General features: G+C 67.6%; 7 protein-coding genes. 4 read left to right on the forward strand and 3 right to left on the reverse strand.

Annotation, left to right across the window (positions count from 1 at the left end; genetic code table 11):
• Position 1: 1 nt before the first annotated feature.
• Together VT84_RS38065 and VT84_RS04185 are read right to left on the reverse strand one after the other, a co-directional pair.
• Positions 2-1,699 carry a hypothetical protein gene (locus VT84_RS38065; RefSeq protein WP_162271584.1) on the reverse strand — a complete coding sequence of 566 codons (1,698 nt, stop codon included), beginning with the start codon at positions 1,697-1,699 and terminating at the stop codon, positions 2-4.
• Positions 1,696-3,612, reverse strand: coding sequence for a hypothetical protein (locus tag VT84_RS04185; protein WP_082838626.1), 1,917 nt, complete (start codon positions 3,610-3,612; stop codon positions 1,696-1,698). Before VT84_RS04185 ends, VT84_RS38065 begins: the two co-directional genes overlap by 4 nt.
• 371 nt (positions 3,613-3,983) lie before the next feature.
• On the opposite strand from VT84_RS04185, the gene VT84_RS04190 reads away from it, so the two are divergent.
• Positions 3,984-7,862, forward strand: a complete 3,879-nt coding sequence (locus tag VT84_RS04190; RefSeq protein WP_082838627.1) for a hypothetical protein — start codon at positions 3,984-3,986, stop codon at positions 7,860-7,862.
• Between the two features lie 225 nt (positions 7,863-8,087).
• Here the strand turns inward: VT84_RS04190 and tnpA are convergent, their stop codons facing one another.
• Complete coding sequence (gene tnpA, locus VT84_RS04195) at positions 8,088-8,540, reverse strand: IS200/IS605 family transposase (protein ID WP_052553152.1); 453 nt, start codon at positions 8,538-8,540, stop codon at positions 8,088-8,090.
• Between the two features lie 375 nt (positions 8,541-8,915).
• On the opposite strand from tnpA, the gene VT84_RS04200 reads away from it, so the two are divergent.
• The 3 genes from VT84_RS04200 (at position 8,916) to VT84_RS04210 (ending at position 14,487) form a co-directional block, all read left to right on the forward strand.
• Positions 8,916-9,542: an RNA polymerase sigma factor gene (locus tag VT84_RS04200; RefSeq protein WP_082838628.1), complete on the forward strand. Its 627-nt coding sequence runs from the start codon at positions 8,916-8,918 to the stop codon at positions 9,540-9,542.
• Positions 9,533-9,955, forward strand: coding sequence for a hypothetical protein (locus tag VT84_RS04205; RefSeq protein ID WP_082838629.1), 423 nt, complete (start codon positions 9,533-9,535; stop codon positions 9,953-9,955). Before VT84_RS04200 ends, VT84_RS04205 begins: the two co-directional genes overlap by 10 nt.
• Before the next feature lie 212 nt (positions 9,956-10,167).
• The gene (locus VT84_RS04210; protein WP_082838630.1) at positions 10,168-14,487 is read left to right on the forward strand and encodes a zf-HC2 domain-containing protein; all 4,320 of its coding nucleotides are present in this window, start codon (positions 10,168-10,170) and stop codon (positions 14,485-14,487) included.
• Positions 14,488-14,527 lie beyond the last annotated feature (40 nt).

Consider the following 14,527-nt stretch of genomic DNA (forward strand, 5'->3'; position numbering starts at 1 on the left):
CTTACGGTTTGACGGCTTTCTTCTCGGCCCGTTCGATCAACAGGAGGTACTGATCGGCGAGCGGTGAGTGCGTTGAGGGCAGCCCCCACCCTTCGGGGGGCTTGCGGAGCGACTCCTTGAACCGCTCTTTCGCGGACGGGACGTCGCCCTCCAAAAGGAACAGGACGCCCCGGCGGGTGAAAAAGTGGCTCTCGGAAGTCAGGTGCTCGAGGATCCCCCGCTGGATCATCACGCGCAACGAGTCCCACGTGTTGAGCCAAATGTGCGCGTGGAGCACCTGGTCGTGCCCCGGAATCATTGAGAGCGGCGGGGCGAGCAGCCGCGGGGGGAACTTCTCCGGGTTCTTGGTGAGGCCCGCGGCGACGATGACGCGCTGCACGTATTCCAGCGGCAGTTCGGGGCCGGGCGGCTTCTTGAGCTTGTCCAATTGACCGATGTTGGGGCTGAGCGCCTCGAGGGTATCGCCGGCCGCCTTGTACTCGCCGGCAATTATGAGGGTCTGATATTTGAGAGCCTGTATGGATTCGAGTGCGGGCAACTGTTCGAGCTTCTTGGCGTTGTCCGGCTCGGAGAGCCTCTTGAGCCTTTCCGAGGCGTTCTCGATTTGGCCGGTAGCGAGTTCGAGTGCGATTTGTAGGGCCGTGAAATACCCGTCTTTGTTGGATTCCGGGTCCAGTTCTTTGTTGTTCAGGAGGTTGAGCGCCTCGCTCGGCATGCAGTTCCGGATCGCGCTGATAACGAGGGCGGGCAACTTCGGCGAGAGCCCTTTGGTCGTCTCGTACCGCTCCTTGTACCGGATCAGCAGGTTATCGACGGCGGTTTTATAGGTTTCTATTTGCTTGGCGAACTTCTTCTGCTCGTCGCTCTCGTTGGGGAAATCGATCGGGGCGTATTCGAGGGCCGTCTGGAGCGCCTCGCGCGCCGTGTCGAGTGGGAGCAGGAACGGTAGCCCGTTGTACAGAGGGGCCAGGGGCGCGTTGGGCGCGTTAAAAGCCGCGCGCTGGTACGCCTTGGTCTCAACGTTTTGGAAGACGGGTTGCCCGATCCCGAGCCGGTCCCGGAACGGCGCCACGTCGACCGGGAACCCGGTGAACTCGATCGCGTTCCGGCCCCGTTCCGACCACGGGAGCCGCCGCCCGAGGTACGTTTGGGCCAGCTCAAAGGCGACCTGCGACGCCCGCGCGGAGAACTGCCCGCGCGCGTACCGGTCGGCCTTCGGGTACCGGCTCAGGCACTGGCGGTACGCGACCACCATCCCCAGCGACCGCTCGCTCTCGCTGAACGGGAGGTCGGTGTCGCGCAGGGCGTGGGCGAGGGCGTAGTAGCCGTCCGGGTGGTCCGGGTCCTCCGCGATGGCCCGGCGCGCGGCCCGGAGCGCCAGGACGGGCAAGGCGCGCATCGCGGCGGCCTCGGTCTCGGCCCCGGCGTACTGGGGCACGATCTGGATCAGCTCCAGGGCCCCCGCCGTGCGCAGGGCGAAGTGGTGCCACGTGTGTTGGCCCGCCAGCCAGCCGACCGTGGCGGGGTGCACCCAGTTCTGGCGGATGACCTGGCGCTGGAGCAGCGCGTTCTTGTAATCGAGCCACCCGAACGCCTCGACCGCCCCCGCCGGTGCGGGGCGCGGGGCGCGGACGAAGGCCTCCTCCCAGCCGGCCTGGACGAGGAGCTGTTGTACCACCGGGTCCGGTACCTTCTTCACCCCCGGTCCGAACGCCTTGAGCGCGGGGTCCAGGTGCAGGGCCGCGAACGAGGGCCGGCCCCGGTCGGTTCCGGGCGCCAGCCGAACACCGCGGTGCGCCCGTCCGTGTACCACTCGGACCACGTCCCCCACTGCTGGTACAGCACGAGGATGGGAACCTGGGCCGCGAAGCGCGGGTCCGGGGCGCTGCTGCCGGGGTTGACGGAGGCGGACATGACCACGTACTCCGCGCTGTGGCGGGCCAGTACGTCGGTCGCGTCCCGTTGCTGGGGCAGTTCATTTTCGGTCGGGACCAGCCCGAACCCCCGGCGGAGCGCGATGTAGTCCGCCAGCTCGCGCCGGTGGTGGTTGAGGCGCCCGTTGATGAGCACCCTCTCGGTCGGCGCGAACCAGGCCGCGTAGTTCGCCAGATCGATGTTCGTGATGATCCCGCGGGCCTCGGCCGGGAGGTCGCCGCCCTGGCGCCACGTGTTGAGCTGCTCGGCCGCCTGAACCAGCCCGCGGTCGGGCTCAACGGCCCAGGCCACGCGCCGCGCGAGCGCCGGGGTGCTCGCGTCCGGGTGGACCCAGCCCGGGTACGCCAGTACGCACAAAATGCACACGCCGAGGACCGAGAGGACGCGCCCGCCGGACGACGCGATCAGCAGCAGCCGGGTGCGCGGGTCGCCCCACGTCTTGAGTTCGGCGCGCGCGCCGAAGGCGTTCAACTGCGCCGCCACGAGCGGGACCGCGACCAGCACGAAGAACGGAACGGCGTACACGCTCAGGAGGCTCAGGACCGCGAAGCCGAACCACAGCGCGACGTGCGAAACGCGGACCCGGCCGACGCCCAGGCTACCGGCCAGGGCGACGACCGTGGCGCCGAGTACCAGGAGCAGAACGTAGCACAACCCGTTCGCGTTGTACCCGAGCTGCGGGTTCTCGGCGTAAAGGCCCATGTCGTAGGGGGCCGAAAGGAGCAGCTTCATACTCGGGTCCGAGGCGGCCCCGGGCGCGCCGACCAGCTCGAACGGGAGTTGCCACACGCGGACGTGGTTCGGGGTCAGGGTGCAGGCCAAGAGGCCGATCCCGAGCGCCTTCGCGAGCGCCGCGGTGCCGGGCAACCGGCCGAGCGCGTCCGCGTCGGTAGTGCCCTCGGGTTCGTCCGGCGCGTTGAAGCCGTACTTCTGGATCAGGTCGCCGAGCAGAAGGAGCGCCAGCGCGAGCGGTCCGACGAAGAACCACTGGTCGCAACTCGCCCACAGCCAGAACGTGACCCCGGTGGCGATCGGGAACTGCTTCGAGCCCTTTTTGTGCGGCACGCGGAACAACAGGAACAGTGTGGCCGCGAAGAACAGCATCGACGCCACGAGCGGGCGCAGTGTGAATTGGGGGGCCGCCGCGAGCACCCCCACGCACGCGACCGCGGCCCACGGCCAGAGCGCGAATTGGGGCCGGCGGATCGCGATCAGCAGGCCGAACGCGAGCGCGACGAGCAGCGCTTTCGCGGCCACGAGCACCACCCCGTCCCCGCCGTACAGCAGGTACATCACGGGGGCCGCGAGCCAACTGTGGTTCACCCAGGCGCGCCCCTCGGCGCTGTAGCTGAACGGGTCGCTGCCGCCGGGGACGTATTCGCCCGCGAACAGGCGCTTGCCGGTCGCGAGGTGGAGCCACAGGTCCGAGTTGCGGGCCGCGAACGACGCCGCGACGAACGCGAACAGCACCACCAGACCGACGAGGGCCGCGTCGATGCCGCTGAACCAACTCGGCCACACCGCGGGCTTCGATTTCGGAGCGCCGGGGGCCGCGGGTTGCTCGACGGGCGCGCTCGCGGTGGCGTCGGGCTGTTCGTTCGGTTCCTCGGGGGAGCCCGCCCCCGGGGTTCCGTCACTGGGCGGCGGTGGTGGCGGCGGCGGAACGGACAGCTTCACGACGACCTCATCGATGATGGCGCAAGGACGGACGTGGTATCACGCTAGGTTCTCCCACATGTACGGTCAAGCAGGGGCTGCAGTTCGGTTCGAGGAGCGCTCTTTGAGGGGCGCGGTACACGGCCGGTGAACCGGCTCTGTATTTTGGTACCCCCCAGAATCCACCGTGATGTGAAGAACACGGAAGCCCTTAAAATTGGAGAGGGTTCATAAATGGATGTCAGGGCCCAACTTGAATCGCCGTCATTTTTGGCTCCGCGCAGTTCGGCTTGTCAACGGTCCCGGAATGCGTTCCAATCTCCATAATCTCTGAATCCGCACGCTATGACGGCGCGCCCGGACCGCTCTCCGGGAGGGATGGAACCTTCACCATGATGGCCCCGCTGCCGAACCCCGCACCCGGCGACCGGCCCGACCTTCCCAAGGTCCGGCTCGACGCGCGCACGGGCATCGGGCGCGCGGTTAGCTACGATTTCACGGGCGAAGAGTTCCTCATCGGCGCCGCCGCGGGGTGCGATCTGCGGTTGACCGTTCCCGGGGCACCGCTAGTTGTGGTGCAACTCACGCGCAAGCCCGACTTCGTCGGCATTCGCCGCGTAACGGCCGCGATGCCGGTATTACTCAACGGCTCGCCGATTCAGGCCGGTGCGGTTTACCCCCTTCAGCACACGGACACTGTTCACGTCGCGGGCGTCGTGGTCGTGGTTCAGATCCCGGCGCAAGCGGTTCCCGAACCACCGGTTACGTACATCGCGCCGAAGTTCGCTTCGCTCGATGAGGTGCCGCTCGCGTCCCCGGTCGACGACGAGCCGGAACTGCCCGCGCCCGACTTCACGGCGGAATACGAGCGCCTCGAAACTCGTAAACGCGCTCTGGATGCAGAGGAAGCCGATCGCCGGGCGTCGTGGGAGGCACGCGACGCGGAACTGATTCGCCGCCGGCGCGACCTCGACCAGTTCGCCGAGGAACTCGAAGCGGATCGCGCGTTGTGGCACGACCGCCGGCGCGCGATCGAGCAGGAACTGGCCGACCGCCGGGCCGAAGAAGCCGCGGCGCGCGAGGCCGAACTCGCTCGCACGCGCGACGAACTGGTCGCGTTGAAGCAGCAGTGGACGGACGAATGCGGCAAGCAGCGCGAAGAGTTGGCCCGTCGGGGCGAACAGCTCCGGACCGATCGCGAGGCGTTCGAGGGGGAGCGCACGGCTTTTGAACCGCAACTGCAATCTCTTCGTGCCGAACAAGCTCGCACCGCGGTGCAGATGCAAGAACTGTCGCGCCAGCGCGAACTGTTCGCGGCCGATCGCGACATCTTCGAGCGCGCGAGCGACACGTTCGAGGCCCGGCGCGCGGCCGAGACGGATCGCCTGACGTCGTGGGAAACCGACCTCAATGTGCGCGAGCAAGTGGTCACGCACCGCGAGGGATTGGTCCGCACCGCACGCGACGAGTACGAATCGGAACGCGCCCGATTCCAGGAAGACCTTGTTCGGCTCGAGCGCCGGATGGCCGCGGCCGAAGAACTGGAACGCAACCTGACCCTCCGCACGCAAGAAGTGGACGCGCGGCTCGACCAACTGCGTTATGACGCGGCCGAGTGGGAAGAAACTGTCCGGCTCGCGGCGAGCGAACAGGAACGTTTGCGTGCCGAGGCCGAGCGGCTCGACCGCCAGAAGGCGGAACTCGACACCCAGACCGCGACTCTGGCCGAGCGCGCCGGGCAACTCGAAGCGCAACAGGCGGTGGTGGCAGTCTTTCGCGCGAAGCTCGACCGCAGTCGGCAGGACATGGAGCGCGAAGCGTGGCAACTCGCGGCCGCCCGTGCGCGCGAAGACGAGTCGATGGCCGAACTGCGCCGGCGCATTCAGGAAGCGGAAGAGGTTCGCGCCGCACTCAATGCGGTGCAGGAGAACGCGGACCAGGAGCGCCAGCGGCTCGACGAACGCGATTCGCTCCTGACGGCCGGGCTGGAAGAGATCCGCGTGCAGAAAGAGGCGCTCGCGGCCGAAGCGACGCGGATTCAGGAGCGCGAAACGGAACTGGACGTCCGATCGGCCGAGTTCGCGGAACAGGCCGGGATGCTCAAGGGCCGCATGACGCAAGCGGTTGATCTGCAAAGCCGGCTCGAAGCCGATCGCGTGGCGGTGCGCGAGCGCGAAGCGGCGATGTCGCAGTCCGAAGAGGCCCGGCAAGCGCTGCAAGAACAACTCCGCCGGCGCGCGGAAGACCTGAACACGCGCGGGAAGGCGCTCGACGATCTGGCCCGTCAAATGGCGGCCGAGCGCGCGTCCGTGAACGAAGCCCGCGCCGCCCTGGAAGCGTCCCGTCAGGCGGCCGAAGACGAACTCGCGTCGCGCCGGTTGGAACTGGCTGCGCAGGCCGCGAGCGTGGAACGCCAGGCCGTCGACTTCGCCGACAAGGAACAGGCGCTCGCGCGGCAAGTGGGCCGGCTCAAGGACGTGGGCGCGGCGGTCGCGGCGGAACGCAAGTCGCTGGCTGCGGCACGGGCGACGTGGGAGGCCGATCGCGCCGCGGCGCTGGAGGCCGACCAAGCCGCACGCGACCAACTGGCGCGCTTCCGCACCGAGGTCGAAGCGGACCTCGAAGCTCTTCGCACCCAGGCCCCGGAACTCGACGAACAGGCGAAACTGGCCCTCGACCGACTCGCCGGCGCACGCGACATGCTCCGCGGACACCTCAATGAGTTGAACGAGTTCGCCCGCACGAGCCGTACCGATCTCGAAGCAGCCCGCGCGCAGATCCGCGAAGAGAGCGAGCGCCTGCGCGAGAAGAACGAAGAACTCGACCGCGCGAAGGACGAGCACCGGCTCGCGGTCACCGCGTTCCGACAGCAGCTGATCGAATGGCAGGGCACCGTGGCCGAGATGCGGCGCCTGCTGAGTTCGAGCGAAACGCGGCTCGACGCGAAGCAAGCCGCCGCCGCCGAAGCCGCGACCGCCGCCGCTGACGCGACGCAGAAGCTGGCAGAAGAAACCGACCGGCTCCGGCGCGAGCGCGAGGAGTTCACCGCTCGACGGACGGAGATGGAGCGCCACCTCTCCGACATGCGCGAGTGGTACCGCAAGAAGTTGCGCGAACTCGCGCGCGGGAACGCCGAACGCGGCGCGCGGGGCACCGAGTCGGAACCCGAACCGGCGCTCCCGCGTCTGGCGGACACAGGTGACAGCACGCCGCTTCCCACTGGAGTAGTGCCGCGCGGAGCCGAAACCGTTCTCGAAGAACTCGAACCGGGCGACCGGCAACTCGGCGAACTGCTGCGGTCGTCGGGGCTGGTCGATCCGGACACACTCACCGCGCTTTGGGAAGAGGCCACCCGCCAGCGCCGGACACTGCGTCAGGTGCTACTCGCGAGCGGCGCCATCACGCTGTACCAGCTCGCACTTATCGAGGCCGGGAACCTCGACTCACTCGTGCTCGGCCGGTTCCGCGTTATCGACCGGCTCCGCGTTGCGCCCAAGGAAGCGATTTATCGCGTTCACGACCCGAAGCGCACCGGCGAGAAGTCCGGCGGGCTGTACCTCCTGCGCCACCTCAGCGAAGCCGAGATGCAGGACGCGGTTCACCCGGACGAGTTCCGGCAGCGGTTCTCGGCCGCACGCGACGCCGCCAGCCCGCACCTCGCGGGCATCGTCGAGGTGCTCGACATCAACGGCCGACCGGCCGTCCTTCAAGAGTGGCTGACGGGGCTGTTCAGCGCGGACTGGCCCGCGTTCGCCGCGCACCCCGGGTGCTGGGTCCGGCTCGCGACGATGGCCGCCGGCGCCCTCGACGCGGCCCACCGCGTGGGGCTGGCACACGGCCGGCTCACGTCCGATTCGTTCGTTCTCACGTCCGACGGTGTGCTGAAGGTGACCGGCTTCGGCGAACCGTCGTGGTTGATCGGTCCCGCCGGTCCGGAAACGAGCGACGCCACGTTCGCGGCCGACTTGCGAGCGTTCGGGCAGGTCGCGTTCGGGTGGTCACAGCTCGCCGGTCGGAAGCGCGTGGCGAAAACGAAGGGCTTCCCGGAATCGCTGTGGGCCGTGATCCGGCGCCTGGAAGCGGACGCGGAACCACCGATGGCGGATACGGTCGCGGCGGCGCAGCCGTATCAGTCCGCGGCCGAACTGCTCGCCGACCTCCAGCGCATCGCACGCGACACGCCTTTCAGCGACGATGCCTGGGAGAAGTTGCTCAAACACGTCGCGGACAACGCCCCGGACGCGCCCGCGGGGCTGAAGAAGGCGGGGTAGGGCGGGAGCGCAATCAAAGATAACGTGCTAGCGCGCCAGGGGGTTCGCGTTGGTATCGTTGATTGCGTAGCCCGGTTTCGCGTGGGGTATTGGCCCGTCGGGGAGGGGCGCGTTGGTACCGTTGATTGCGTGACCCATTCGCGTGATCGCGTAGCCCGCCAGGGGTTTCGCGTTGCTCCACCCCTGGCTACGCGCCTGCGCCCCTACCGGGGCTGAAGAGGGGTATTAATCCCAAAGGTCTTCCTCAGCAAATTCATGCCCGTGTTTGGTGAGCAACGTGCGGAATTCGTCTTGGAACGTTCGGTGTTTGTGATGCTCTTCTTGGTTCGCGATGTACGCTGCAACCTTATCGATCCCGGAGTGGCTCACGGTGAACGCGCCGTAGCCGGTTTGCCACCAGAAGTTATCTACTTCTGGGAACATATCGTGAACCCAACCTGACGAACCGGCCTTGAGGTGACGTAGTACATCCGAAAGTGCTGGCTGTTGACGGAGTGTAACAAGCAAATGGACGTGGTCGGCGGTCCCACCAATTGCCACCGGCACTCCGCCTTCCTCACGAACAATCCCACCCAGGTAGTTCCACAACCGCGGGCGCATCTCGTCGGTAATCACGGGCATGCGGTACTTGGTGCTGAATACGAGATGGTAGTGCAGGCGCGTGAATGATTGCGGCATAAACCCCTCTTCAGCCCCGGTAGGGGCGCAGGCGCGTAGCCAGGGGTGGAGCAACGCGAAACCCCTGGCGGGCCTCAACGCGAAACCGGGCTACGCGATCAATGATACCGGCCGCGCCCAACGCGAATGCCCTGGCGCGTTATGCGATCACGCGGACTGGCCACGCAATCAACGACACCAACGCGAAACCCCTGGCGGATCAGCGCGATTGCATGGTTGACCTCTCGCCGTTACGCCTTGTTACATTCGCCCCGCCCCGCCCTTTCCGCTTGCCGTTGCGCGCCGGGCGCCGATACCATGCGTTGGTGCCTTCTCTGTCTCCCGGCATTTCGCCAATCGGTTCGGGGTCGGTCGTCGTCTAGTTGGTAGGAGGATATGGCCAAACCCGGCGCGCCCCCGATTTCGCGGCCGATCGCGGGCTCGGACCCCGCCCCGGACGCGCCCGTCGTCGGTCCGCCCACATCGGCGGACCGCCCCAGCGACGACACGCTCGTGGCCACCTTCAACCAGGTACGCGACGAACTCGTGAGTACCCTGCTGTACCTGCTCGGGAACGCCGACGACGCGCAGGACGCGGCCCAGGAAGCGTTCCTCAAGTGCTGGCGGGCGCGCAGCTCGGTGCCCGACGTGCAGAACCTGCGCGCGTGGATCTTCCGCGTGGGGCTGAATGCCGCCAAGGACTTCCAGCGCAGCGCGTGGAACCGCAAGAGCCGACCGCTCCCAGAGGACGACGTGATGCTGCCGACGCGGGATGAAGCGCCGGGCCGGGTCGCCGAGGACCAGGAAGCCCTCGACCGGCTCCGCCAGGCGATCTCGCAGTTGCGCCAGGACGAAAAAGAAGTGTTCCTGCTGCGACAAAACGGCGATCTCACTTACGAGCAGATCGCCGAGATCCGGAGCGCACCCGTGGGCACCGTGAAGACCCAGATGCGCACCGCTCTCATTAAACTCCGCAAGGTGCTCAATCCGGCCGGGGCTACTGAGGAAGAGCCATGTTCGTGAGCACAATCCGGGGCACTTTTGCGGCCCTCTTCGTTGTACTTTGTGCTACGCCCGGGGCCGCTGCCCCGGTGCCGGCCGAACGTGCTAAAGCTGAGAAGGAACAGGCGGCTGTGGCCGCGAAGTTACAGGGTGAATGGCTCGGCGGACCGTGCGACGGCCGCCTCACGTTCCGAGCGGATGGGACGTATGAGTGGAGGGGAGCCGGCCCCGTACCGAATGTTAGCAGAGGAAAATGGGCGATTCGCGGGGACGCACAAGCGCCGGTTTTGGTTTGGAAATGCGCCGAAGCCGACGACAAGGAACTTATCGGGAAGACCGTTGAGATGCCGCTCGTGAGGTTGGATGGGGCCGTTCTCGTACTCAAGTGCGCGGAACCCCTCGAACCCCGGCGCTTCGAGCGCGTCAAGAGCTAGTGGAGCCTGTAGCTAGTCGGAATGGTTCGCGAGTGCTTTAGACTGACGGTTCGTAGACGGTATCAGTAACGAGCAGGGAGCGCGTTGGGAGGGAGGCCCTGGAGGGCCGAAATGTTAGCAAATGTTAGCCACCAGTGGCCGGGGGTGAGACCCGACCCAGGCGCGTGACACGGACAAAACAGACCCGACCCGCCCGCCGGGACGAGACGACGATGAACTGCGAACACTGCCAAACCCTGTTGCTCGACCACCTGTACGGTCTCCTCGAAGGGAGCGAGGCCGCGGAGGTCGACGCGCACCTCGCGAACTGCCCCCAGTGCAGCGACGCGCGTGCCGAAACCGCTCGCGTTCAGGGATTGTTCGCGCGAGCTGCGAAGTCCGCGTTCCCGAACACGAAGTTCGAGCCGCCGGCCCCCGCGCCGCAGAAGTCGCACACCCGCACGCCGACCCTCGCCGCCCCGTCAGTCCCGCTTTCGCAGGCGCCCGCCGACCATCAAAGTGGCCGCATGTTGCGCCGGCTGGCCGTTGCGCTCCCGTGGGCTGTGGCCGTTGCGGTGTTGATCGCGATCCCGGGAACCGTCGTGCCGGTTCTGAACATTCACGAGCGCGCCGCGGTCGCCCAGCGTAGTGCAGAAGTCGCGGACCGCGAAGCGGACGACGCCAAACTCGCGGTCGCCAGCGCCCAGAACGTGCGCGACGGCCGGCTGAAGGAAGCGGAACTTAAACTCACGACCGCGGAACAAGGGCAGGCCGCGCTCCTCGATAAATGGATGGACGCGCAAAAGGCCGCGGTCGAAGCCACGACCAACCGCAAACTCACGATCGACGTGCAGAAGCCCGCGACCGTTCAGCCGGGCGCGCCCAACGACTTCTTCGTCGTCGTGCGGGACGAGCGCGACGTGTGGGCGTCGCGCCGGAAGATGGTCGCCGAGGTGCGCAGCAGCGACGCGGTCCTCTACACCCAGGAACTCGACCACGAGAAGCGCGGGAACCGGCACGAGATCCGGCTCCCCGCCAGCGTGTGGACGAAGGTGAAGCCGGACGACGACCTCACGCTCGTCGTCGCGCAGGTGGACGAGAAGACCAACGTCCGCACGCCGATCCAGGAGGTGCGGCTCGCCGGCCCCGTGTTCACCACGCTCCTCGTGACCGACAAGCACACGTACCGGCCCGGCGAGCGCCTTTTCTTCCGCTCGCTCACGCTCGACCGCGTCACGCTCCGGCCACCGCAGCGCGAACAGATCCTCCGCTACGACCTCGTTTCCGGGAACAACCACTTCGGGCGCCCGCTCCCTGGTCTGGTTGCGATGGGCTGCACCGACCTCGTGCGCGTGACCGGTGGGGCGAACGGGCGCGTCGAGCCGATTCGTACCGCCGACGGGCGCCCGATCCGCGGCGTCGGGTGTGGCGAATTCGTGCTCCCCGCGGACCTCGCGGACGGCGACTACACGCTCGTCCTCCACGAACTCCCTCAACCCTCGGGCGGGTTCACGCCCACGCTCCCGATGCCGGTCACTCGCACCGTGAAGGTCCGAAACGGCACGGCGGACCACTACGGTAAGCTGATCGGGTTCGCGGGCAAGTCCTTCTGCCCGGGCGACACGGTGGAGGCGTGGGCGGACCTGAGTTTCCAGGAAAAACCCGTCGCGGACGCAGAAGTGGCCGGGGTCGCGGTCGAAGTCGACGGCGTCACTCTTGATGGGGTGGAGGTCGCGCCGAGGACCGACGCTCAAGGGCGCGCGCGTGTCCGCTTCGCGCTGCCAGAGGAGTTGACCAACGGCGACGTGCGCCTGAAGGTCGCGTTCCGGGCCGGCGGGCGCAGCGAAATGGTCGCGGACCGCGTGCCCGTGGTCGGTCGGCGGCTCTTCGTCGAGTTCTTCCCGGAGTCTGGGGACAAGATCGTCGCGGGGGTGCCGTGCAAGGTGTACGTTCGCGCCACCACGCCCGCCGGTCAGCCGGTGGACATTAGCGGGATCATTACCGACGGCAGGGAAACGCTCGCGACCGTCAAAACGCTCCGTGACGACGGGACGCCCGGCGCGAACCGCGGGCTGGCCTCGTTCACTTTCATCCCGCAAGCCGGGATCCGCACGTGGTTGAAACTCGACGCGCCGAACACGGTTTACGCGCCCATTGTAGACGGACCGGTTCACACGTCGTCGGTCGCCCTCGTGGGCGGGGCGGGCGCGGTTGCCGCACGGACCGGGTTCGTGCTCCCGGAGACGCAACTCGAAGGTGTGGTGATGAGCGTGCCGGACACGATCACGGCACCGGGGCAACCGATTCGCGTTCACCTGCGCTCGGTCGGTGGCTCGCGCACGCTGGTCGTGGGGGCGTACATCCGGGGACGACTCTGCGACACGCAGCGGGTGACGGTCGAGCCCGAACAGCTCACGGAAGTGAAGCTGATGGCCGGTACGGACCCGCTCACCGGCGGGCGTGGCGGCGTGGTTCGCATCACCGCGTTCGAGGAAATGGACCCCAAGGACGTGAAGGGCGGCGACGAGAAGCCCGACCTGAAGCCGGTCGCGGAGCGCCTCGTCTTCCGGCGCCCCGGTGAGGTTCTCAACTTGGCCCTCGGTGTCACCCCCAGTTTGCAGACGGGTTTCGCACAAGCGGCCCCTCAGAGCACGGCGAAACGTGTGGTCGCCGCGGACGACAGCGTGACTTGCACGATCTCGGCGACCGACGAGAAGAACAATCCCGTGGCCGCGATCCTGTGGGCGGCGGTGGTCAACACGGGCGCCGCGCCGGGCGCGAAGGACCGCACGATGCCGACGCACTTCCTGCTCGCGGGCGACGTGAAGAGCCCCGAAGAACTGGAGTTCGCCGACTTCCTGCTGACCGATCACAAGCTCGCGGGCGAAGCGCTGGATCTCGTACTCGGCACACAGGGCTGGCGCCGGTTCGCGGAGCAAGCGAAGGTGGCGGGCAAATCCTCGCCCCCACCGCCGCGGAACCAGGAACTGACCCGGATGATGGTGCAGAACGGCCAGTACCAAGTGTTCGCCGAACCGACCGCGGCGCGCGAGTACCGCCGGATCGCCGAGACGTATGCCCCGCTTTACGAGAGCGCGGTTCAGGCCGTCGGTCGGGCGCGGACCAGCTTGAAAGCGGCCCACGAGGACACGCGCGACACGGTGGTGGTCCGCGAAGCCGAGCGCGTTGCGACTACCGCAGCGCGAACCGCGGACGAGAAGCACGAACGTGCGGAAGGCGCCCGCGAGCCGATTCGACAGTTCCGCTCCGCGGTGTGGTACGGGGTCGCCGGGTTCGCCGCGCTCGCGCTTTTGTGCGGTGGGGTGGCAGTGGCGCGGCCCCAAACACGGTTCCCACTCGGGGCGAGCACGATCGGTTCTTTCGGGCTGGCCGCGTTCCTCTTCGTCGCTGCCGGTTGGGGCCACGAGGTGCAAGCGAAACCGATCCTACAGGCGGAAGCGGCTCGTCCCGTAGATTCGGTGTTTGACTCGGCCGCGGACGCGCCCGTTGCCCCACAACCTCACATGAAGTTGACCCCGCAATTCGACGCGGCCACTGTGGTGGCTGCTCCCACACAGTTGCAGAACTTCGGGGCGAATAAACATGACGGCCCCGAGAAGTCGAGCTTTGCCCCGCCCGGGACGGCTGTGCCGATGAGTGGAGGTTCCAAAGTCGAATCGTTCGGCGGACCGCCGCCCAAATCGGCCGGTTTCGCGCCATCGCCGCCGAATCCGCCTTCGGGTTTGCCGGGCGCTCCCCCGAGCATTGGGCGCATGCCCGATCCGAGGGGGGGATACGGGGGCGGCGGACCGGGGGGACCGACGACCCCTGTCCCTCTGCGCCCGGAGACGCGCCCCGAAGCGAAACCGGGGGCGCCGAAAACACTTGCCGGTGGAGCAACCGGTTGGAACCCGATGAGCCGCAGTGGGGTTACGATCGGGGATCTTACCCAACACCGTCCGATGGGGACCGTGGGGGGCTTCGTTGGCGGGCCGACGGTGTACAACGAGCGCGTCGATTCTCTGAGGAAGGACAACGACAAAGTTGCGCGGTACACGAGTGAGCGCCAGCGGGTGATTACCGAGTCGCTAGATGCGTGTCTGGCCGCACGGGGGGCGGCCGGGGCCGCGCAGGACAACATGATGGCTCAAACCGCGCAGGACGCATCGCGCGTCGAAGTGCTCGCGCTCCAACAGCTCCGGGCGTCCGCAACGCCGACCACGCCGCTCGTCGTGCGCGAGTTCGCGGCCCCGCGCCCCGGATCCGCTTCGTTCTCCGACTCGATGATGGACGCGCCGGACACGATTCTCTGGCAACCCGTCATCGTTCTCCCGACGGACGGGCGGACCACGCTGAACTTTCAGCTCGGCAACGCGCCAGGCGGCTACCGACTGATCGTCGCCGGGCACACCGCCGACGGGCGGCTCGGGGAGGCCCGCATGGTCATCCTTACCCCGTCCGCACAAACGGTAAATGCGCCCACGAAGCTGACACCGAATGGGCCAGCGGCACCGCTCGCACCGGCCGCGCCGACCGTGCCGCCGAAACCGTGACACACCGCCGAACTTCCGGTTCCCTTCGGACCCGCCCTGA

It is taken from the genome of Gemmata sp. SH-PL17 (assembly GCF_001610855.1).
In the GTDB taxonomy this organism is placed as follows: domain Bacteria; phylum Planctomycetota; class Planctomycetia; order Gemmatales; family Gemmataceae; genus Gemmata; species Gemmata massiliana.